General features: G+C 69.8%; 20 protein-coding genes. 7 read left to right on the top strand and 13 right to left on the bottom strand.

From position 1 onward, the window contains the following. Window positions 1-56: 56 nt before the first annotated feature. Genes PQV94_RS02230 through PQV94_RS02210 form a run of 5 tightly spaced genes read right to left on the bottom strand, consistent with a single transcriptional unit; the run spans window position 57 to window position 3,681 of the window. Window positions 57-491 (bottom strand): aconitase X swivel domain-containing protein, encoded by a 435-nt coding sequence (locus tag PQV94_RS02230; RefSeq protein WP_274287179.1) that lies wholly within the window; start codon window positions 489-491, stop codon window positions 57-59. After that, complete coding sequence (locus PQV94_RS02225; protein ID WP_274287178.1) at window positions 488-1,768, bottom strand: aconitase X catalytic domain-containing protein; 1,281 nt, start codon at window positions 1,766-1,768, stop codon at window positions 488-490. The genes PQV94_RS02230 and PQV94_RS02225 overlap by 4 nt, the downstream gene beginning before the upstream one ends. A 13-nt stretch (window positions 1,769-1,781) precedes the next feature. Then, window positions 1,782-2,030, bottom strand: coding sequence for a hypothetical protein (locus tag PQV94_RS02220; protein WP_274287177.1), 249 nt, complete (start codon window positions 2,028-2,030; stop codon window positions 1,782-1,784). Further along, window positions 2,027-3,136, bottom strand: a complete 1,110-nt coding sequence (locus tag PQV94_RS02215) for a hypothetical protein (protein ID WP_274287176.1) — start codon at window positions 3,134-3,136, stop codon at window positions 2,027-2,029. The genes PQV94_RS02220 and PQV94_RS02215 overlap by 4 nt, the downstream gene beginning before the upstream one ends. Window positions 3,137-3,138: 2 nt before the next feature. After that, window positions 3,139-3,681: a UGSC family (seleno)protein gene (locus PQV94_RS02210; RefSeq protein ID WP_234073747.1), complete on the bottom strand. Its 543-nt coding sequence runs from the start codon at window positions 3,679-3,681 to the stop codon at window positions 3,139-3,141. A 154-nt stretch (window positions 3,682-3,835) separates the two neighbouring features. Between PQV94_RS02210 and PQV94_RS02205 the strand changes: the two genes are divergently transcribed. Genes PQV94_RS02205 through PQV94_RS02180 form a run of 6 tightly spaced genes read left to right on the top strand, consistent with a single transcriptional unit; the run spans window position 3,836 to window position 10,001 of the window. Next, window positions 3,836-4,981, top strand: a complete 1,146-nt coding sequence (locus tag PQV94_RS02205) for a zinc-binding dehydrogenase (RefSeq protein ID WP_274287175.1) — start codon at window positions 3,836-3,838, stop codon at window positions 4,979-4,981. After that, a complete protein-coding gene (locus PQV94_RS02200; protein ID WP_274287174.1) occupies window positions 4,978-5,433 on the top strand; it encodes a MaoC family dehydratase in 456 nt (151 codons plus the stop codon). The genes PQV94_RS02205 and PQV94_RS02200 overlap by 4 nt, the downstream gene beginning before the upstream one ends. Continuing rightward, on the top strand, window positions 5,430-6,344 hold the full coding sequence (locus PQV94_RS02195) for an SDR family NAD(P)-dependent oxidoreductase (protein WP_274287173.1): 915 nt from the start codon (window positions 5,430-5,432) through the stop codon (window positions 6,342-6,344). Before PQV94_RS02200 ends, PQV94_RS02195 begins: the two co-directional genes overlap by 4 nt. After that, window positions 6,341-7,963, top strand: a complete 1,623-nt coding sequence (locus PQV94_RS02190) for an AMP-binding protein (RefSeq protein WP_274287172.1) — start codon at window positions 6,341-6,343, stop codon at window positions 7,961-7,963. Before PQV94_RS02195 ends, PQV94_RS02190 begins: the two co-directional genes overlap by 4 nt. Next, window positions 7,960-8,829 carry an amidohydrolase family protein gene (locus tag PQV94_RS02185; protein ID WP_274287171.1) on the top strand — a complete coding sequence of 290 codons (870 nt, stop codon included), beginning with the start codon at window positions 7,960-7,962 and terminating at the stop codon, window positions 8,827-8,829. Before PQV94_RS02190 ends, PQV94_RS02185 begins: the two co-directional genes overlap by 4 nt. Next, window positions 8,826-10,001 (top strand): acyl-CoA dehydrogenase family protein, encoded by a 1,176-nt coding sequence (locus tag PQV94_RS02180; RefSeq protein WP_274287170.1) that lies wholly within the window; start codon window positions 8,826-8,828, stop codon window positions 9,999-10,001. Before PQV94_RS02185 ends, PQV94_RS02180 begins: the two co-directional genes overlap by 4 nt. Before the next feature lie 3 nt (window positions 10,002-10,004). Here PQV94_RS02180 and PQV94_RS02175 read toward each other — a convergent pair whose 3' ends face one another. The 3 genes from PQV94_RS02175 to ddaH form a co-directional block, all read right to left on the bottom strand. Continuing rightward, the gene (locus PQV94_RS02175; protein ID WP_274287169.1) at window positions 10,005-10,796 is read right to left on the bottom strand and encodes an IclR family transcriptional regulator; all 792 of its coding nucleotides are present in this window, start codon (window positions 10,794-10,796) and stop codon (window positions 10,005-10,007) included. Between the two features lie 397 nt (window positions 10,797-11,193). Then, window positions 11,194-12,408, bottom strand: coding sequence for an ornithine--oxo-acid transaminase (gene rocD, locus PQV94_RS02170; RefSeq protein WP_274287168.1), 1,215 nt, complete (start codon window positions 12,406-12,408; stop codon window positions 11,194-11,196). A 20-nt stretch (window positions 12,409-12,428) separates the two neighbouring features. Continuing rightward, window positions 12,429-13,283 (bottom strand): dimethylargininase, encoded by an 855-nt coding sequence (gene ddaH / locus PQV94_RS02165; protein WP_274287167.1) that lies wholly within the window; start codon window positions 13,281-13,283, stop codon window positions 12,429-12,431. 177 nt (window positions 13,284-13,460) lie between these two features. Between ddaH and PQV94_RS02160 the strand changes: the two genes are divergently transcribed. Further along, window positions 13,461-14,348 (top strand): aldo/keto reductase, encoded by an 888-nt coding sequence (locus PQV94_RS02160; protein WP_274287166.1) that lies wholly within the window; start codon window positions 13,461-13,463, stop codon window positions 14,346-14,348. A 98-nt stretch (window positions 14,349-14,446) separates the two neighbouring features. Here PQV94_RS02160 and arfA read toward each other — a convergent pair whose 3' ends face one another. The 5 genes from arfA to PQV94_RS02135 all read right to left on the bottom strand — a co-directional run bounded on the left by arfA (window position 14,447) and on the right by PQV94_RS02135 (window position 20,466). Beyond that, window positions 14,447-15,958 carry an arabinosylfuranosidase ArfA gene (arfA, locus tag PQV94_RS02155; protein ID WP_274287165.1) on the bottom strand — a complete coding sequence of 504 codons (1,512 nt, stop codon included), beginning with the start codon at window positions 15,956-15,958 and terminating at the stop codon, window positions 14,447-14,449. Window positions 15,959-16,008: 50 nt separating this feature from the next. Further along, the gene (locus PQV94_RS02150; protein ID WP_274287164.1) at window positions 16,009-16,962 is read right to left on the bottom strand and encodes a carbohydrate ABC transporter permease; all 954 of its coding nucleotides are present in this window, start codon (window positions 16,960-16,962) and stop codon (window positions 16,009-16,011) included. Beyond that, entirely contained in the window at window positions 16,962-17,876 is a 915-nt protein-coding gene (locus PQV94_RS02145) for a carbohydrate ABC transporter permease (protein WP_274287163.1), read from the bottom strand. Before PQV94_RS02145 ends, PQV94_RS02150 begins: the two co-directional genes overlap by 1 nt. A gap of 70 nt (window positions 17,877-17,946) precedes the next feature. Beyond that, window positions 17,947-19,281 (bottom strand): ABC transporter substrate-binding protein, encoded by a 1,335-nt coding sequence (locus tag PQV94_RS02140; protein WP_274287162.1) that lies wholly within the window; start codon window positions 19,279-19,281, stop codon window positions 17,947-17,949. Between the two features lie 159 nt (window positions 19,282-19,440). Further along, a complete protein-coding gene (locus tag PQV94_RS02135) occupies window positions 19,441-20,466 on the bottom strand; it encodes a LacI family DNA-binding transcriptional regulator (RefSeq protein WP_274287161.1) in 1,026 nt (341 codons plus the stop codon). Window position 20,467: the final 1 nt, after the last annotated feature.

The raw sequence follows: 20,467 nt of genomic DNA, 5'->3' as shown, positions 1-20,467 counted from the left end.
CATTGCGAGCGACACGACGAGTCTGCGAACCAGTACGCCGGGGTCCAACCACCTTTTCACTCACCGGAATGCACCGCCACCCCGTCGGTCCGGATCACGACGATCCGACCGGTGTCGCCGTCGACCTCCACGAGGTCGCCCGTGCGGATCGTGTCCACAGGCGCAGGGGCAGCCTGCACGACCGTGGGCACCCGCGTCACGATGGCGCCGAGCACCGCCTTCGTCGTGATCACGTCGAAGACGAGGGCTGCGGGTGCGGTGCCCATGAGCCGCGTGCTCTGGAAGAACCCCGACCAGCCCGACGAGCCCTTGGCGCCGGGGAAGACGAGCACCCGACCCGTGAAGCACTGCCCGAACAGCTCGTGCCGCGGTTCGATCACCGTGCCGGTCGCGACGTCGATACCCCCGAAGCCGGAGATCGGCTCCCGCGTGACGAGCGCCGGCGCGCGCACGCGTCCGGGCACGATACCCCGCCCCACCAGCTCGATCACGTGAGCTCCCCCCGCCAGCGGCCCGTGACGGCCGCATCCACGCACTCCCACGTCGTGCCGAACCACGCCTCGATGCCGAGGATCGCGGGCAGGTAGTGGGCCTGCTTGGCAGAGTCCGTCGCCATCACGCGGGTGCCGGGCGGCGCTGCGCGCGACATGGCGGGGCACGACTCGGTCAGCACCCGCCCTCCGGCGCGGGTGATCGTGCGCGTCCAGCCCTGGCGCAAGGCGTCGGCGGCGAGCGCACGCGGCAGCATGATCCACAGCTGCACGTCGTCGGCCAACCGACGCCCCTCGAGGAGCCCCGCGATCTCCTGCACCTGTGCGAGCGAGGCATGCGGGCAGCCGAGCAGCACGAAGTCGACCTCCGTGCTCTCGCCCTGCGCGTTGAGCGTCTCGTAGGTCGCCCGCCGCTCCCGCGAGCCGTACGTCACCGCCTCCGGGATCCGGGATCTCCCGAACGCCGCCTCCAGGGTCGGCGCCTCCGGCGTGACACCGGGCAGGTGGTACAGCTCCACACCGCCCGAGGTCGCGGTGGCCGCACCGAAGTGCTTGAGGTCCGCATCCGATGCCGGCGCGAGCGAGCCGACGACCGCCGGTCTCGCCTCCTGGACGAGCTCGCCCACGAAGTAGCCGAGCAGCCCCCACTCTCGGAATCCCTCCACGGGCGTCTCGGCCCGCACGAGGTGGGTGGCGAGACGGTTCGCGGGCAGATGGTTGCCCCAGTACGGGATGCGGCCGGTCAGCGACGCGGCGCCGGTGGATGCCGCTCCCTCGCAGTTGGTGCGCGCCCCCAGGACGGAGTTCGCGTAGACGACGGCGGAGGACTCCATCCAGGCGCAGTGCTCGCCGAGGACGGGAAGGTTCCCCACCTGGTAGGGCGTGCAGGTGCCCAGCACCCGCACGCCCCGCTCGGTGAAGTACGACTCCGCATCCTCCTGCAGCCGGATGCTGTCGGCCGGGTAGCGGGTGAGCCCTTCGGCGTCTGCGCCGAAACCGTGCTGCAGCTGACAGGTGGGCACGCGCATCGAGGGGATCTCGAGCTCCCGGTCGCTGTCGAGGTTCATGACGGCGAACGCCTTGGCCCAGCCGCCCTCGGCCACCAGCTTCGCCTTGGCGGGCGAGGGCTGGGTCATGGTGCCGGCGACGTTGCGGGTGGCGACCAGACGCTCCGCCTGGAGCGCGTCGCCGTAGCGGATCAGCAGGTCCATCGCGACCGCGACGGCGTCGCCCTCGACGCCGTCGCGCATGCGCTTCTCCTCATCGGTGAGGTGCATGATCGCGGCCCGCTCAGTGCGCGGCGCCCTCGGGCAGCACGACGTGATCCAGTTCGTACGCGGTCGGCGCGAGCGCCTGGCCCATGATCGCCTCCATGACGCTCAGCGGCACGAGGCAATCCGCACAGGCGCCCTCTCCCGCCGCGATGCGCACGACGATCCGATCGTCACCGGAGGGCTCCCAGCTGAGCAGGTACCCGTCGGCGCCCATCATCTCCCCGAAGGGGGCGAGGGCCTCGTCGACCGAGGTCGCGGCGCTCATCGCTCGCCGCCGATCCGGCTCTGCGAGAAGGGGATCTCGCGCGGCGGGTTCAGGGTGAAGATCTCCACGACCGCCGAGACGCCCGCGTTGTCGGCGCCGGCGACCATGATCTGCACCGAGCTGGGGCTGTGCAGAGATGCGACCGCCTCGGGTTCGTCGCCGGCGCTCGCCGTGTCGGGCATCGAGTCGGGGTGGGTGCTCGGCAACCGCCAGCGCGTCTTGTGCGACAGCGCGTCCTTGCCGACGGCGGCGAGCTCCGCGCGGGTGCGACGGGCGTTCTCGAACACGAAGGTGCGCAGATCGTCCTTGCTCCAGCCGGCACGGGCGAACACCTGCGCATGCTCGGGCGTGAGCACGAGCAGCGCGCTCGTGTACTCGTGGATGAGCGCACCCGTGCGGGCGATCGTGTCGATCAGGTCCCGCGCCAGCTGCTCGGGCTCCTGCGTGTGCCGCGCCTCGATGTGCACGACCGAGCGGATGACGAACGCTGTCACGACGTCGTCGCCAGGGGCGAAGCCGTGCTCGACGTGCAGCGGCTCCCACGGGCTCTGCTCCTCGTTCTCGGCGATGCACGCCGAGTACTTCGCGGGAGTCCCCTGCGTCGCCTGGTCGAGCTTGTGCGGATGCAGGCCGAACACGTTGATGCATCCGAGTCGGATCGCGCGCCCGATCGTGGCGTTGGCGCGGAAGCCCGATCCGAAGACGTTGCCGCGTCCGTTGAGCCCGATCCGCTCGCGGACGGGCCCGTTGACGACGAGCATGGGCGCCGTGCCGGTCGTCGACTGCCAGATCCCGCGAGCCGGATGCGGCTCCTTCGCGATGGCCTCCCACGCCGCGATCACGGTCGGGAAGTAGTCCGCCCGACATCCGGCCATGGCCGCGTTGATCGCCGCCAGCCGCACCGTCATCGAGCGGTTGAGGTGCGAGATCGTGAACAGCACCTCGTCCGCGCCCCGATCCGTGGCGGCGAGGAACTCCTCGAGGAGCGTCTCGGTGACCGGCACCACGGGCAGGCCGTCGGTCCAGTCGTTCTCGTAGTAGTACTCGACCAGCTCGCGCACGCGGTCGGCGTCGACCGTGGGCGTCTCGTCCGTCAGAAGCGTCATCGTCATCCCTCCTCCACGCCCAGGATCCGCAGGACCTCGGGCATGACCGCGGCCGCGCGCTCGCGCACCTCGGTCTCCGTCAGACTCGCCATCGGATGCGCGACGGCGGTGAACTCGAACCCCGGGAAGCCTTGCACCGAGGCCATGGCGCGACCAGACATGAAGAACGAGTCCGAGGTGATCGACACCGTCGGCACTCCCGCGCGTTCGAACATGATCCCGTCGGCGACGGTCGCCGCCGAGCAGCTGCCGCAGTCGCCGACCGCGGTGATCACGATGTCGTTCTCCGCCGCGATGCGCTCCAGCAGCGGTTCGGACAGGGGGGTCCCGAAGTAGTCCTTGGTGTACAGCGTGGCCTCGCCCGCGGCATGCTCGCGCTGGAGGATCGCGGCGATCTCCTCCAGCAGCATCGTGGCGTTCGGCTTCGTGTTGTCCAGCAGCCCGACCCGGAGTCCTCGCAGGCTCACCGGACGAGCGGCGAGCGTGCCGTCGTCGGCGCCCGCGCTCATCCCGGTCGGATCCAGCAGCGCTTCCTGCGGTGCCATCTCGCTCTCCCTTCGTCGCGCCAGTTGCGCGGCGGTCAGGATGACACGCGCGCTCGCCTCGCTCGGAGGCTGGTTTTCACTCCACGGAAGGGTGCGTGCTCGTCCGGAGGGCAGCGGACAGGATGCTGGGAGACCACAGGAACGAGGACGATCCGTGTTGACTCCCATCCCCGCGACGATGCGGGCAGCGGTGCTGGCGGACGAGCGCGCCGCGATGCGGATGATGACGATCGCCGTCCCGGAACCCGGGCCCGACGAGGTGCTGCTCGAGGTGATCGCGTGCGGCGTCTGCCACACCGACCTGCACGTGATCAAGGGCGAGGTCGCCTTCCCGCGCCCCGCGGTCATGGGGCACGAGGTGAGCGGGCGGATCGTGGCCATCGGCGCCGGCAGCGACACGTCGTTCGAGATCGGCGACACCGTCGTGGCCGGGTTCATCATGCCCTGCCGCACCTGCAGGGCGTGCCTGCGCGGCCGCGACGACCTGTGCGAGCAGTTCTTCCGGCGCAATCGACTGGAGGGGACCCTGTTCGACAGCCGCAGCAGACTTCGGATGCCGGACGGGTCGTTCCTCGCGATGTACTCGATGGGCGGGCTCGCCGAGTACTGCGTCGTCCCGATCTCGGCGCTCGCAGTCCTCTCCCCCGGCCTCGATCCCGAGACCTCCTGCATCCTCGGCTGCGCGGGGCTCACCTCCTACGGCGCCGTCTTCCGCGCCGGCGAGGTGGCCGAAGGGACGACCGTCGCGATCATCGGCGTCGGGGGGATCGGCTCGAGCCTCATCCCGCTGTGCCTCGCCGCCGGCGCGCGCGAGGTCATCGCGGTCGACATCGCGGCGGACAAACTGCGCAGCGCCCGCGAGCTCGGCGCGACCGCCACCGTCGATGCGTCGTCGGAGGACCCGGTCGAGGCCGTGCGCGCCCGCTCGGGCGGCGTCGACGTGGTGTTCGAGGCACTGGGACGCGCCGAGACCCTGGAGCAGGGGCTCGGCATGCTCGGCGACGGCGCGCGGCTCGTCGCGATCGGCATCGCCGCCGCCGGAACCCGGGCGCAGGTGGAGATCACCCCCCTCGTGCGTCGCGGCCAGCAGATCGTCGGCTCGTTCGGCGCCCGCACCCGCGAGGACCTTCCCGCCGTCGTCCGCCTCGCGGCCGACGGCGCCTTCGACACCGACCGACTCGTGACCCGCCGTTTCGACCTCGAGGACGCGGACGCCGCCTACGCGGCACTCGCGCGGGGCGAGATCACCGGTCGGGCCATCATCATCCCCCGACGCATCAGAGAAGAGGAGACCCGATGACGACCGACGCCATTGCGATCGAAGAACTCCCCGCCGCCCGCGGAAGAGAGCTGGGCCCGTCCTCCTGGTACCCGATCACGCAGGACGACATCGACGTCTACGCGGATCTGACCGGCGACGACAACCCGCTGCACGTCGACGAGGCCGCCGCGGCCGCATCGCCGTTCGGCGGACGCATCGCGCACGGCATGCTGACCCTCAGCATGGTCGTGCTCCCCCTGCGGGAGATCTACCGCGTGAGCGGCGCGAGCGCCGGCATCGTCTACGGCTTCGACCGCATCCGCTTCCCGGCCCCGACGCCGTCGGGCGGACGCATCCGCCTCACCGGTCGGATCGCCGAGGTCGAGGACCGCGGCGACGCGCTGCAGGTCACGCTCGCGCTCACCTTCGAGGTCGAGGGGTCTGCGAAACCGGGAGTCGTCGCCGAACTGATCCTGAGGCACTTCCGGTGAGCAGCATCCGACTCGACGGCCGGGTCGCGATCGTCACGGGAGCGGGGCGCAGCCTCGGCCGGGCCTACGCGCTCGCCCTCGCGGCCGCGGGAGCCGCGGTCGTCGTCAACGACGTGGATGCGGCATCGGCCGACGCCGTGGTCGAGGAGATCCGCGCCGCGGGCGGGGCCGCCACGGCAGCCGTGGCCGCAGTCGGTACGACGGCAGCCGCCGAGCAGCTCGTCCGTGCCGCCGTGGACGCCTTCGGCCGGCTCGACATCCTCGTCGCCAATGCCGGGGTGCTGCGCGACCGGGTGCTGTGGAAGATGAGCGACGAGGAGTTCGACCTCGTCGTCGAGACGCACCTGCGCGGCACCTTCACGTGCGGCCGAGCCGCCGCATCCTTCCTGCGCGAGCAGGGCGAGGGCGGGCGCATCATCCTCATCGGGTCCCCGGCCGGCCAGTTCGGCAGCTTCGGCCAGACGAACTACGCGGCCGTGAAGGCGGGGATCGTCGCGATGGCGCGCACCTGGTCGCTCGAGCTCGCCCGTGCCGAGATCACCGTCAACGCCGTCGTGCCGACGGCGCTCTCCCCCATGACAGCGACGATCCCCGCCTACGCGCAGGCGTGGGAGGACCACCTCGCGGGCCTCCCGGTTCCGCCGGAGCTCCGCCGCGAGAAGGCGCTGGGCACCCCCGACGACGTGGCGCCGCTGGTGGTGTGGCTCGCCTCCGATCGGGCGGCCGAGGTGACGGGACAGGCCATCGGAATCGGCGGTGACCGGCTCACTCTCTACGCCCACCCGCAGGTGCTCGACACCGACCACCGTGACGGCGGGTGGAGCGCGGAGGAGATCGACGCCGCCTGGACCGATCGCTTCGCCGCGCAGGCGCAGCCCTCGGGGCCGCCGTCGCGAAAGGAGAACGCGTGAGTGGCATCCACTACAGCGATCTGTGGGCGCGGATCGCCCGGGCCGATCCCGACCGCACCGCCATCGTCACCCCGACACGGCGCCTCAGCTACGCGCGCTTCGCCGCGGAGGCCGGTGCTCTCGCCCGGCACCTGCGCGAGAACGGCGTCGGACTCGGCGATGCCGCCGCACTGCTGCTGTACAACCGGGCCGAGTACCTCACCTTCTTCTGGGCGTGCCTCGCCGTCGGAGCCTCGCCCGTCGCGATCAACTACCGCTACCGGGCGGGCGAGGTGCGCGCCCTGCTGGAGGACTGCGACGCGAAGGTGCTCATCGCACCGACCTCTCTCGCGACCGTCGCCGCCGAGGCCGTGGCGGGACTCGACCCCGCCGTGTCGTTGATCGCCGTCGCAGACGGTGACGCCGCCGCATCCATCCCCGGCGCCGAGGACTACGACACGATCGTCGCGGCGGGAGGCGAGATCCCCCTGGCCGCACCCCGCGGCGCGGACCTGCGGCTCTACACGGGCGGCACGACCGGCGCCCCCAAGGCCGTCGTGTGGGAGATGGACACCCTGCTGCAGGCACGCCGCCAGTCGACGTGGGGCGTCATCGGGATCGAGCCGCCGGACGACCTCGACGAGGCGACGCGCATCGCGACCGACCCCGCCACCCCGCGCGTGGTGACGCTGCCTCTGCCGCCCATGCTGCACGGCACCGCGCAGTCCACGACGATGGGCACCCTGGCCCTCGGCGGCACGATCGTGCTGCTCGAAGATGCCCACCTGGACGTCTCCGACGCCCTCGCTCTCGTGCATCAGCACGGCGTGACCCGTCTCGTCGTCGCCGGGGACGCGGTCGCGCTGCCCTTCGTCGAGGCCGTCGAGTCCGACGGGCGGGGCCTCGGCCGCATCGACTCGATCATGAGCTCGGGGATGCGCTTCAGCGACGAGGTCAAGCGCCGATTGCACGCGCAGGGCGACGTCATGATCGTCGATCTTCTCGCCTCCAGCGAGGGCGGTCCGTTCGCGTTCGGCATCACCCGAACGGCCGAGGATCTGCCCGCCAAGCTCATGCTGACTCCGGGCACCGTGCTCTTGGACGAGGATCTGACCGAGATCCCGCCGGTTGCAGGGGCGCGCGGCATCCTCGCCTTCCGCGGGGTCCTCCCCCGCGGCTACTACGGCGACCCCGAGAAAACCGCGCGCACCTTCCCGACCATCGGCGAGCACCGCTATGTGATGCCCGGCGACTGGGCTCTGGCGCGCGGCGACGGCTCGATCGAGCTCCTCGGCCGACTCAGCGCCGTGGTCAACACGGGCGGCGAGAAGGTCTTCCCCGCCGAGGTGGAGGAGCAGCTGCTGACGCACCCCGACATCGACGACGCCGTCGTGTTCGGCCTGCCGCATCCGCGGTTCGGTGAGGTGGTCTCGGCCATGATCGTTCCCGTCGCCGGGGCCGTGGTCGACCTCGACGCCCTCGCGGCGTACCTCGACGAGCGCCTCGCCGGATACAAGAAGCCCCGTCAGGTCTTCGTGCGCCCGACGCTCGCGCGCAGCCAGACCGGCAAGATCGAACTCGCGCGCGTCAAGGCCGACGCCGCCGCCGAACAGGCAGAACGGATGCAGGGAGCACGATGACCATCGATCTGAACGCCGTCTCCGCGATCGACGTGCACGTCCACGTGCAGATCGACGACAGCGGACGCACCGCGTCGCCGCCCGCCCTGACCGCCGCCATGGCGGCGTACTTCGGCAGCAGCGAGCCGCCTCGCACGGTGGATGCGACGGCGCACTACTACCGCGAGCGCAAGATGGCTGCGGTCGTGTTCACCGTCGACGCGACGACCAACCTGGGCCACGCGCCGAACAGCATCGACGATCTTGCCGCGGGCGCGCACCGCAACGCCGACGTACTGATCCCGTTCGGCAGCGTCGACCCGCTCCAGGGCGAGGCGGCGGTCGAGGAGGCCCGCCGCCAGGTCGGCGAGCTGGGCGTGCGCGGCTTCAAGTTCCACCCCTCGGTGCAGGGCTTCGACCCGTCCGCGGACGAGTTCGATCCGCTCTGGTCGACGATCGAGGAGCTCGGCGTGCCGATCATCGTGCACACCGGGCAGACCGGCGCCGGCGCCGGCACCCCCGGCGGATGGGGGTTCCGACTGTCGCTGTCGAACCCGATGCTCCTGGACGACGTCGCTGCCCGGCACCCTGATCTGCAGGTGATCATGGCCCACCCGAGCGTGCCCTGGCAGGACGAGGCGCTCTCGATCGCCACCCACAAGCTCAACACGTGGATCGATCTGTCCGGCTGGTCGCCGAAGTACTTCTCGCCCGCGCTCGTGCGGGCGGCGCGCACGTATCTGAAGCACAAGATGCTCTTCGGCTCCGACATGCCCGCCCTCACCCCCGACCGGTGGCTGAACGACGTGCAGACGCTCGATCTCCCCGCGGACGTGCACGAGATGATCGTCAAGCAGAACGCGGCACGGCTGCTGGGACTGTCGTGACGGCGGCACCCACCGACGTCTTCGGCTACGCCGGGCGGCTCACGGACGCCGAAGCAGCCAAGCTCACCGCGTTGCGGGAGCTGCTGGAGCGCAGCGCCCGACCGCACCTGGCCACCTGGTGGGAGGACGCGCACTGCCCCGCTCACCTCCGCCAGGAGATCGCGGCGCTGCATCTCGAGGACGATCCCGCGATCCTCGGCGCAGACGGCGAGCCGCGGCCGCTGTACGTGGGCTTCCGCCACCTCGAGCTCGCCCGCTTCGACATGTCGATCGGCACCCTCTACGGCGGGCAGGTCGGCATGTTCCGCACGCTCGTACGCCGGGGCGGCTCCCCCGAGCAGGTCGAACGGTGGGATCCCCGCATCCGTTCGTTCGCTCTCACCGGATGCTTCGCGCTCACCGAGCCCGACCACGGCTCCGACGTGGCCGGTGGGCTCGAGACCACGGCGACCCGCGAGGGCGACACGTGGCGCATCCATGGGCACAAGCGGTGGATCGGCAACGCGGCGCTGTCGGAGGTGATCGTCGTGGTCGCCCGCGACACCGCCGACGATCGGGTGAAGGCGTTCCTCGTGCCGCGGGAGGCCGGGGGCGTGACGGTGCGCGACGTGACGGGCAAGATCGCGCTGCGGATGGTGCGCAACGGCGACATCGAGCTGCGCGACGTGCGTGTGCCCGAGCGCGACCGACTGCAGCGCATCGACTCGTTCGCCGATCTCGCCGCGATCCTCGCCGACCTGCGGTTCGTCGTCGCGTGGAATGCGGCAGGGCTCCAGATCGGGGCGTACGAGGCGGCGCTGGCGTACGCGATGCGCCGGCGGCAGTTCGGGCGGCCGATCGCCGGCTTCCAGCTCGTGCAGGAGAAGCTGTCGCGGATGCTGGGCAACGCGACCGCGACACTCGCGCTGGCCGTCGCCATCACCGACGCCCGCCACAACGGCGGCGCGGACGAGATGCAGGCGGCGCTCGTGAAGGGCTGGGCCGCCGACCACGCCCGCGAGACGGTCGCCCTTGCTCGGGAGATCTGCGGCGCCGAGGGCATCCGCGTCGACAACGACGTCGCCCGCTTCTTCGCCGACGCCGAGGCGCTCTACACGTTCGAGGGGACGCGGGAGATGAATGCCCTAATCGTGGGGCGCGCCGTCACCGGTCTCAGTGCTTTCACGCGCTGAGGGTCAGGTCTCCGGGCGGGCGTATCCGGCGGCGGCGAGCTGACGGGAGATGGAGGTCGCCGTCAGACGCACGAGGTGGATCATGTTCTTGCCGTCCACATCCTGCTCGGTCAGAGCCAGCGAACAGGCGGCGACGACGGAGCCGTCTGCGGCGTAGACGGGGGCGGCCACGCTGATGTGCACGTTGTCCACCTGCCGGTCGCTGACGGCGTAGCCGCTGCGGCGGATGTCGGCGAGCAGGCGCTCGAGCAGGACCGGGTCGGTGTAGGTGCGCGAGGTGAATGCGGTGAGCGGGCGCGAGAGGACCTCCTCCCGCACCTCCTCAGGAGCGTGCGCGAGGAGCACGAGGCCGATCGCGGTCGCGTGCAGGGGATACCTGTTTCCGACGCGGGGCCTCGGGGCCTGGCGCCGGGGGCTCTGCAGCAGCTCGATCGAGACGAGCTCCAGCCCCTCGCGGATCGCGAGGTGCGCCGCGTAGCCCGTCGTCTCGTATAGGTCGAGCAGGTAGGGCCGGGCGAGCCGCTGCAGCCCGACCGACCGCGGCGCGAGCGACGCCGTCTCCCAGAGCCGCAACCCGATGTTGTAGCGCCCGTCGCCGTCGCGCTCCAGCGCGCCCCACTCGGTGAGACGCTTCACGATGCGGTGACAGGTCGCGATCGGTAGCCCGGTACGGCGGGAGATGTCGGAGAGGGACTGCCGCACGCGCCCGCCCTGGAAGGTGCCGAGGATGGCGAAGGCCCGGTCGATCAGAGAGCGCGCGCCGTCGTCGGACGTACCCTCCAGCGCCATCGCCATGCCCCCATCATCGCGGATGCGTCCCGCCCTGGCTATGGTCCGTTTCCACTGCGTGGAACCCGCGCCCGCGCGTCCCATCGTGCCCCGGCGCATCCGTGTCTCACTCATGCACGCCCAACGCCCCCGAATCCTGCACAACCGAGACACGCAGCGCCGCGCGCACCCCACACCCGCATCCGTGTCTCACTTATGCACGCCCAGCGCCCCCGAATCCTGCACAACCGAGACACGCAGGGCCGCGCGCACATCCGTGTCTCACCCGTGCACGATTCACGCCCCTCCAACGTGCACAAGTGAGACACGCAGGGGTGCACAGCGCACCCTGTGCATGAACTCACGGGCGCGTGCGAGCACAGGTCGCGCGCCCCAGGGGATCGCGCGTCCCCGTGCCCGCGCGTCAGGCGGTGAGGACGAGCTTCAGCTGCTCGATCGCCCAGTCCAGCTCCGTCGCGCGCACCACGAGCGGCGGTGCGATGCGGATGGTCTGACCGTGGGTGTCCTTCACGAGCACGCCGCGCCCGAGCAGTCGCTCGGCGACCTCGCGCGCGGTGCCCTGCGCGGGGTCGATGTCCACGCCGGCCCAGAGTCCCGCGACGCGCACCGCCGTCACGCCGTGACCGACGAGGTCGTTCAGCCGCATCTCGAGGTGCTCGCCGAGGGCCTTCGCGCGCTGCTGGAACTCACCCGTGGCGAGCATCTCGACCACGCGGTGGCCCACCGCCGCGGCCAGCGGGTTGCCGCCGAAGGTCGAGCCGTGCTCGCCCGGACGGATGACACCCAGCACGGCCGCGTCGGCCGCGACGGCGGACACGGGAAGGATGCCGCCGCCGAGCGCCTTGCCGAGCACGTACATGTCGGGCACGACACCCTCGCGCTCGCACGCGAACGTGTAGCCGGTGCGCCCGAGACCGGACTGGATCTCGTCGGCGATGAACAGCACCCCGCGGCGGGTGCAGATCTCGCGCACGGCGGCGAGGTAACCCGCGGGGGGCACGATGACACCGGCCTCGCCCTGGATCGGCTCGATCAGCACGGCGGCGGTGTGGTCGGTGATGGCCGCCTCGAGCGCGGCCGCGTCGCCGAAAGGCACCGCGACGAAACCGGGGGTGAACGGCCCGAAGTCTCCGCGCGCCTCGGGGTCGTCGCTGAAGCCGACGATGGTCGTCGTTCGCCCGTGGAAGTTGCCGCCCGCGACGACGATCTCGGCAGCTCCCGCAGGCACGCCCTTCACCCGGTACGCCCACGCGCGGGCGACCTTGATGGCGGTCTCGACCGCCTCGGCTCCCGTGTTCATGGGCAGCACGAGGTCCTTGCCGCAGAGCTCCGCAAGCGCCGCCGCGAAGACCCCGAGCTGGTCGTTGTGGTACGCCCGGCTGGTGAGAGTGAGGCGCGTCAGCTGCTCCTGCGCGACCGCCACGATCGCCGGATGCAGGTGCCCGAAGTTGAGGGCCGAGTACGCCGACAGCAGGTCGAGGTACCGCTTGCCCTCGACGTCGGTGACCCACGAGCCCTCGCCGCGCGAGATGACGACCGGCAGCGGGTGGTAGTTGTGGGCGAGGTGCGCGTCCTCGGCCGTGATGATGTCGCTCGTGGTGGTGTCGAGCACGGACATGTCGGTCTCCTTCACCGAGGTCACCGGCGCAGTTCGAGCGTGCAGCACTTGATGCCGCCGCCGCCCAGCAGCAGTTCGGACAGATCGATCAGCACGGGGTTGTAGCCGCGTTCGCGCAGCTGCGTCTCGAAGCCCTTCGCGCGGGGCGAGATGAACACGTTGTAGCCGTCGCTGGCGGAGTTGAGCCCGAAGACGTCGCCGTCCGCATCCGAGACGCGGATGGCGTCGGGGTAGCGCTCGGCGAGGACCTTCTGGCTCTGCTCGTCGAACGCGCCGGGGAGGTAGGCGATGTTGGCCTTCTCGACGCCGCCCGGGCCTTCGACCGGATCGAGTACCGCGATCGCGGTGTCGAGGTGGTAGAAGCGCGGGTCCACGAGCGTCAGCGAGACGACCTCGCGCCCGAACACCTCTCCGACCTCGCGGTGACTGTCGCCGGTGGAGCGGAAGCCGGTGCCGGCGAGGATCGTGTTGCCGACCAGCAGGAAGTCACCCTCGCCCTCGTTGACCTCCTCGGGGCGGGCGACGCGGAACCCGTTGGCGTCGAACCAGTCCATGAAGGGCTCGGCCTCGTCGGCGCGCTCGGCGAAGCGGAACTTCGGGCCGTACGCGATACCGTCGATGACGAAGCCGCCGTTGGCCGTGTAGACCATGTCGGGAAGGCCGGGCACGCCATCGATGAGGCGCACCTCGTGGCCGAGCGCGACGTAGGCGTCGTGCAGCGTCTGCCACTGCGCAACGGCCTTGGCCGTGTCGGTCGGGTCGGCGGGCCGCATCCACGGATTGATGGAGTAGCTGACCGTGAAGTGCTCGGGACGGCACATCAGGTAGCTGCGGCGCTGGGCGATACGGGATGAGGGCACGGATGCGGTGGACATTCAGCTCCTTCGACACACGGCGGACGCTGTCCTGGGGCCCGGCGGAGCTGTCAGAGAGCCGGCGACACGGGCACGCCGGATGACATTCTCGCACGATGATCCGGATCACGACCGGAAGCGCGTTCCCGGATGCGGTCGTGCCAGTCTGGAGAGCACACCCCCTGTCGAAGGAGACCCATGAAGCAGCGCACCCTCGGCCCGTTCTCCGTCTCGGCCATCGGACTCGGAGCCATGCCTCTGTCGATGAACAACGACAACGAGCTCCCCGACCGCGCCTCCGCGATCGCGACCGTGCACGCGGCTCTCGATGCCGGCGTGACACTCATCGATACGGCCGACATCTACGCCCCGAGCTGGGACGCGATGGGGCACAACGAAGAGCTCGTGGCGGAGGCCCTCGCGTCCTGGGGCGGCGACAGATCGTCGATCGTGGTGACGACCAAGGGCGGCATCACCCGCACCGAGGAGAAGGACTTCGGCCGCGACGGGTCGCTGCCCTACCTCCGCGGCGCGGTCGAGTCATCGCTGCGACGACTCGGAACTGACGTCATCGACCTGTACCAGTACCACCGCCCCGACCGCTGGATCGTCTACGGCGAGATCATGCAGAACCTCAAGACGCTGCACGACGAGGGCAAGGTGCGAGCCCTCGGCATCTCGAACGCGAGCATCGAGGAGATCCAGATCGCTCAGGAGGTGCTCGGCGACGCGCTCGTGAGCGTGCAGAACGAGTTCTCGCCGCGCCACCCCGGCAGCTACAAGGAGCTGACCTACTGCGCGGATGCGGGGCTCGCGTTCCTCCCCTGGAGCCCGCTCGGCGGCACCGGTGGCGGCGGACGCTCGGTCGGCGAGCGCTTCCGCGTGTTCGCCGAGGTCGGCGAGGCGCACGGCGTCAGCCCGCAGCAGGTGGTGCTCGCCTGGGAGCTCGCCCTCGCAGCCACCGTGATCCCGATCCCGGGCGCGCGGCGTGCCGCATCCATCACCGACAGCGCCAAGGCGGCCGATCTGGAGCTCACCGCGGAGGAGATCGAGCGGCTGTCGTTCTCGGTGGGCATCGACGCCTGAGCACCCGGCGGCGAGGGGAGGAGCGCGGCGAGCGGAGGAGGTGCCTGCCGCGCTGTCTCCCCTCGCCGCCTCTTCTCCGCCCCCCAGGGCGGGAAGCGTCAGCCGAGGGCGAGCGCGCTCCACGAGACCGGCGGCAGTGAAACCGTCAGCACACCGTCGGCGATTGCGGCGGTGTCGTTCGCGCGAGGCGCGACGCGCTCGGGGTCCTCGAGCGTGTTCTTCGCGTACACGTCCGTGTCCGACAGTGTGTGCGTCTCGAGGAGCGAGACCTCGCCCAGCGCGGAGACGTCCACGGTGACCTCGATCGCCTCGGTCGTCGAGCGGTTGACCAGGAACACGGCGCTGCGCCCACTGTCCGCATCGTGCGTCGCCACGGCATCGACGAGCGGAACCTCGCCGTACGCCTCGGTCAGGTACGTGGGTGCGTCGAGCTTCAGGCGCAGCGCTTCGCCCCGCGCGAGCCGAGAGGTGATCGAGAACGGGTAGAACGTGCTCTGGCGCCAGGCGATACCGCCGGGCTCGGTCATGATCGGGGCGATCACGTTCACGAGCTGCGCGAGCGAGGCGCTCGCGACACGGTCGGCGTGCTTGAGGAGCGAGATCATCAGGTTGCCGAAGACGACCGCATCCGCCACCGAGTAGATGTCCTCGAGCAGGCGGGGGGCGATCGGCCAGTTGTCAATGCCGGTGATCTTGTCGACGCCGTGGAAGCGGTCGATGTACCAGACGTTCCATTCGTCGAACGAGATGTCGATGCGCTTGCTCGAGCCGCGCACTGCTCCCACGTGGTCCGCCGTGGCGACGACTGTCTCGATGAAACCGTCCATGTCGACCGCGGATGCGAGGAAGCTGCCGAGATCTCCGCCGCGCTCCTCGTAGTACGCATGGCATGAGATGAGATCGACGTCGTCGTAGGTGTGCGTGAGCACGACGCGCTCCCACTCGCCGAAGGTCGGCATGTGGGCACTGGACGAGCCGCACACCACGAGCCGGATATCCGGATCGAGCTGGCGCATCCCCTTCGCGGTCTGCGACGCGATCTTGCCGTAGTCGTCGGCCGAGCGGTGGCCGAGCTGCCAGGGTCCGTCCATCTCGTTGCCGAGGCACCACATCCGCACGTCGAAGGGCTCCGCGCGCCCGTTGGCGATCCGCCGCTCGCTGAGCGCCGTGCCCGAGCGGATGTTGGAGTACTCGAGCAGATCGAGCGCTTCGAGCGTGCCGCGGGTACCGAGATTGACCGCCATCATCAGGTCGCTGCCGACCTTCTCCAACCACGAGGAGAACTCGTGCAGCCCGACCTCGTTGGTCTCCGTGGAATGCCAGGCCAGGTCGAGCCGGCGCGGACGCTGTTCGCGGGGACCGACCGAGTCCTCCCAGCGGAAGCCGGAGACGAAGTTGCCCCCGGGATAGCGGATGGTGTCGACGCCGAGCTCCTTCACCAGTTCGATGACGTCCTGGCGGAACCCGTCCGCATCCGCGGTGGGATGGCCGGGTTCGTAGATGCCGTCGTAGACGTGCCGGCCGAGATGCTCGACGAACCCGCCGAAGATCTGGCGGCGGATCGACCCGATCGCGAACGCGGGGTCGAGGGTGAGACGTGCAGAGGGCATGGATGTGCTTTCTGTCGAGGAGGTCGGGGTCGGTTCGCTGTGGGATGCGGTCACTTGACGCTGCCCAGCGTCAAGCCGCCCTGCCAGTAGCGCTGCAGCAACAGGAACGACAGCAGCAACGGCAGCACCGAGATGAAGGCGCCGGAGGTGATGAGGTTCCACACCTGCTCGCCGCCCGCGCCGGCGTTCGAGAGCGCGAGCCAGCGGTTGAGGCCGACCGTCACCGGCAGGGTGTCGGGGTTGGTGAGCATCGCCAGCGGCAGGAAGAAGTTGTTCCACGTGCCGACGATCGACAGCAGGAGCACCGTCACGATCGCGGGGCGCAGGAGTGGCAGCACGATGCGCGTGAAGGTACGCCACTCTCCCGCTCCGTCGATACGCGCTGCCTCCAACAGCTCGTCGGGCACGGTGTCCTGGGTGTACACCCGCATGAGGTAGACGCCGAAGGGATTCAGCAGCGAGGGCAGGATGACGGCCCAGCCGGTGTTCACCAGTCCGTACTGGCTGAGCAGCATGAACTGCGGGATGACGAGCGCCGTGAGCGGCACCATGACCGAGCCGAGGATCATGCCGAAGACGAACCCGCGGCCGCGGAAGCGGTACTTGGCGAAGCCGTACCCTGCGAGCACCGCGACCACCGTCGCACCGAGACCCGACACGAACGCATACAGGAACGAGTTGCCGAGCCACCGCCAGTAGATGCCGCCCTGGTGCTCGAACAGACCCGCCAGGTTCGTGAAGAACTGCGCGGGATCGTCGAACCAGAAGGCGGGGCTGGAGAAGAGGCCGCCGGTGCTCTTGGTCGAGGCGACGAACAGCCACCAGATCGGGATCACGAAGTACAGGGCGAGGATCAGCAGCAGCACGTGCGAGCCGATGCGTCGTCCGCCCTGCATCCGGATGCGGTGGCGCCGGGCGTCGCGGCGCGCGGCGCGGTCGAGCCGCGGGGCCCCCGCCGTCACGACGGCGCGGGTGTGGTCTGTCACAGCAGTGGGGATGGCCATCACTTCAGTCCGCTCTGCTTGCGCGTCAGGAACAGGAACCCGAACGATCCGATGAACACGACGATCGCGAGGGAGAACGCGATGGTCGAGGCGTAGTTGAACTGGCTGTAGCTGAAGGCCAGCGCGTAGGCGTACATGTTGGGCGTGTACTCCGCGGGGAGCGCCCCGGAGGCGATCGATCTCAGCACCGTCGGTTCGGTGAAGAACTGCAGGGTGCCGATCAGCGCGAACGTGATCACCATGACCATCGAGGACGAGATCATCGGCACCTTGATGCGCGTCGCGATCTGCCAGCCGTTCGCGCCGTCGATGCGCGCCGCCTCGTAGATGGCCGGGTCGATCGAGCGCAGGGCGGCGTAGATGACGATCATGTAGTAGCCGGACCACTGCCAGGTGACGACGTTCACGAGGCTCCCGAAGATCGTGTCGCTCGCGAGGAAGTTCGGCGCATCCAGTCCGAACAATCCGAAGATCGTCCCTGCCGGCCCGAAGCGGGGGCTGTAGAGGAAGCTCCACATCAGCGCGCCGATCACCACGGGGATCGCGTACGGGGCGAAGATCAGCAGTCTCGAGAGCTTGGAGAGCCAGGTCGCGAGGTTGTCGAGCACGAGGGCCGCCACCAGGGCGACCAGCAGCTGCGCCGGGATCATGACGATCGCGTACAGCGCCACCCGCCCCAGCCCTCCGAGGAAGAGCGGATCGGTGAACGCCTTCAGGTAGTTGTCGATGCCGACGAACTTCGTGCCCGTGGCCAGCGTCGAGCTGAACAGGCTCATCCCGAACGCGTAGATCAGCGGGAACACGAGGAAGGCGGCGAAGACGACGAGGAACGGGGCGATGAAGAGCCAGCCGACCCGTTGGCGGCGGATGTGGCCGCTCGCGCGTCGAGGCGCGGCGATGGCGTGCGTGGACATGAGAGCTCCCTGCGGGCGTGGACGAACGGGCGGATGCGGTGGGCCGGCACGCGGCCGGCCCACCGGTCGATCAGCCGAGCGTGAAGCCCTGCTCCTTGGCGTACTGCTCGAGCGTCGTCTGGAGATCGTCGAGCGCGGGAGCGGCATCCTTGGACTTGTCCACGACGACCGCGGTCACCTGCTGCTGCAGCTGGTCGTAGGCGTAGTTCTGGAACGGGCTGAAGGTGAAGCCGCTGTAGCCGGCCGCAGCGGGGAGGAAGACCTCCTTGTTGATCTGCTGGCCGCCGAAGAACGGGTACTCGAGGTCGCGGAAGTAGTCGGACTCGAGGATCGGCTTCCACAGCGGGAACAGCGCCGCCTTCTCGATGCCGATCTTCCAGGCCTCCTCCGTGCCGAAGATCTCCTTGGCCACGGTGGCTGCCGCCTCCTTGTCCTTGGCCTGGCTGGTCACCGCGAAGGTCGAGCCGCCCCAGTTGACCTGCACCGGCTGGGCCGTGTCCCACTGCGGGATGGGAGCGGCGCGCCACTGGGCGTTCTCGTCGGTGCCTTCCAGACCCTGGAGGTATCCGGGCCCCCACGCGGCGGCGACGTAGATCGCGTACGACCCGTCCACCAGCTTGGTGTTGTAGTCGGCGGTGAAGGCCTCATCGACGGCGACGAGTCCCTTCGTGGCGAGGTCCTGCCAGTACGAGAGCACCTTCTTGGAGCCGGCATCGTTGACGTCGATCGAGATGTCCTGCGGCGATGCGCTGTCGTACTCGAACGGCGTGGACCCGGCCTGGGCGAACAGCGCCTGCGTGAAGGCGCGGCCGTTGGGCGGGAAGTTGGCCAGCACGCCGGGGGCGCCGGCATCCTTCAGCTTCTGCGCGGCGTCCGCGAACTCCGCCCACGTCGTCGGCGCCGCGATGCCGTACTTGTCGAGGATGTCCTTGCGGTAGAGCATGCCCATCGGGCCACCGTCGACCGGGATCGCGTACACGGCGTCTCCGCTGGAGACGTCCTTCCACGCGCCGTCCGTGTAGTTCGCCTTGACGTCGGATGCGCCGTACTGCGAGAGGTCGACGAGCGCGTCGCGGATGGAGAAGCTCGAGAGCACCTCCGCCTCCAGCATGATGACGTCGGGAGCGCCCGAACCCGACTCGATCGAGGTCGAGAACTTCGTGTACTCGTCGTTGCCCTGGCCGGCATTGGTCCAGCAGATCTGGACGTCGTCGTGGTTCTCGTTGAACAGATCGACGACATCCTCGAAGGACGGGTACCAGGCCCACACCGAGACCTGGGTGGCGTCGGGCTTGAGGATCTTGTTCGTGCACGATGCCTCGGCGGAGCCGGATGCCGCGCATCCGGTGAGTGCCGCGGCGGCCACGGCGACGACGCCGAGGCCAGCGATGAGTCTGTTCTTCATGGGCTGTGTGCTTCCTCTCGCGGTGCGGACATCTGTGTCTCGCGTCAGTGGATGCGGTCAGCCCGGCATCTTCCCGTGCCACGCTGCACCCGCTTTACAACGTTGTAAGTAAACGTTGTAAATGTATGGTGCCGCGCGAAGGACGACGGTGTCAAGAGGTCAATCGCGCGGCGCGTCGCCCGGCGCCGACTCGCGGCGCACGAGACGGAAGTCGGCCAGCAGTCGTCGCGCCGGGCCCTGCTCACCAGGCACCTCGATGCGCGCCAGCAGCGTCTCGACCGCCGTACGGGCGATCCAGTCCTGCCCGGGATCGATCGTCGCCAGCGAGGGGATGGAGTACTGCGCCTCGTCGAGGTCGTCGAAGCCCACGACCCACACGTCGTCGGGAACCCGCAGCCCCGACTCCTGCAGGGCGCGCATGGCACCGAGCGCAAGGGTGTCGTTCAGCCCGAACACGGCGTCGAACGCGACGCCGCGATCGAGGAGCTCTCTCATGGTCTCCGCGCCGTTCGCGCGGTGCCACATCGTCGTGTACCCGACCAGATCGTCGTCGTAGTCGATGCCGGCCGCATCCAGAGCCGCACGGTAGCCCGCCAGCCGCAGCCCTGCCGAGCCGATGACCTCACCCGCGTGCGCACCGACCACCGCGATCCTGCGCCGCCCCTGCTCGAGCAGATACTCCGTCGCGGCACGCGCAGCCTCGACGTTCTGCATCGTGACGTGATCGCTCGGCCCGTCGAAGATGCGCTCGCCCAGCAGGACGAGCGGATACGAGACGTCGAGATGCGCCACATCCTCCTGCCCCATCCCCAACGGGCTGAAGATGAGCCCGTCGGTGAGCCCGCGCCGAGGCGAGCGCAAGAGCTCGATCTCACGCTCCCGGTCGCCGCCGGTCTGCTCGACCAGCACCCCCACCCCACGACTCTCCGCTTCCTGGATGATCGTCGCCGCAAGCTCGGCGAAGTAACTCAGCCCCAGATCGGGAACCGCGAGCGCGAACGCCCCCGTACGCCCGCTGCGCAGGTTGCGGGCGGTGAGGTTCGGCGTATAGCCGAGTTCGGCGATCGCCAGCTCCACGCGCTCACGAGTGGCAGGGCGCACGTTCGGGTGATGGTTGATCACGTTCGAGACGGTCTTGATGGAGACCCCGGCGAGACGCGCGACGTCGTGCAGTGTCGGTGTCATC

The organism is Microbacterium sp. Clip185 (assembly GCF_028743715.1).
Classification (GTDB): domain Bacteria; phylum Actinomycetota; class Actinomycetes; order Actinomycetales; family Microbacteriaceae; genus Microbacterium.
Note: the sequence above shows the minus strand (reverse complement) of the source record. Positions and strands in the feature narration are given on the sequence as shown.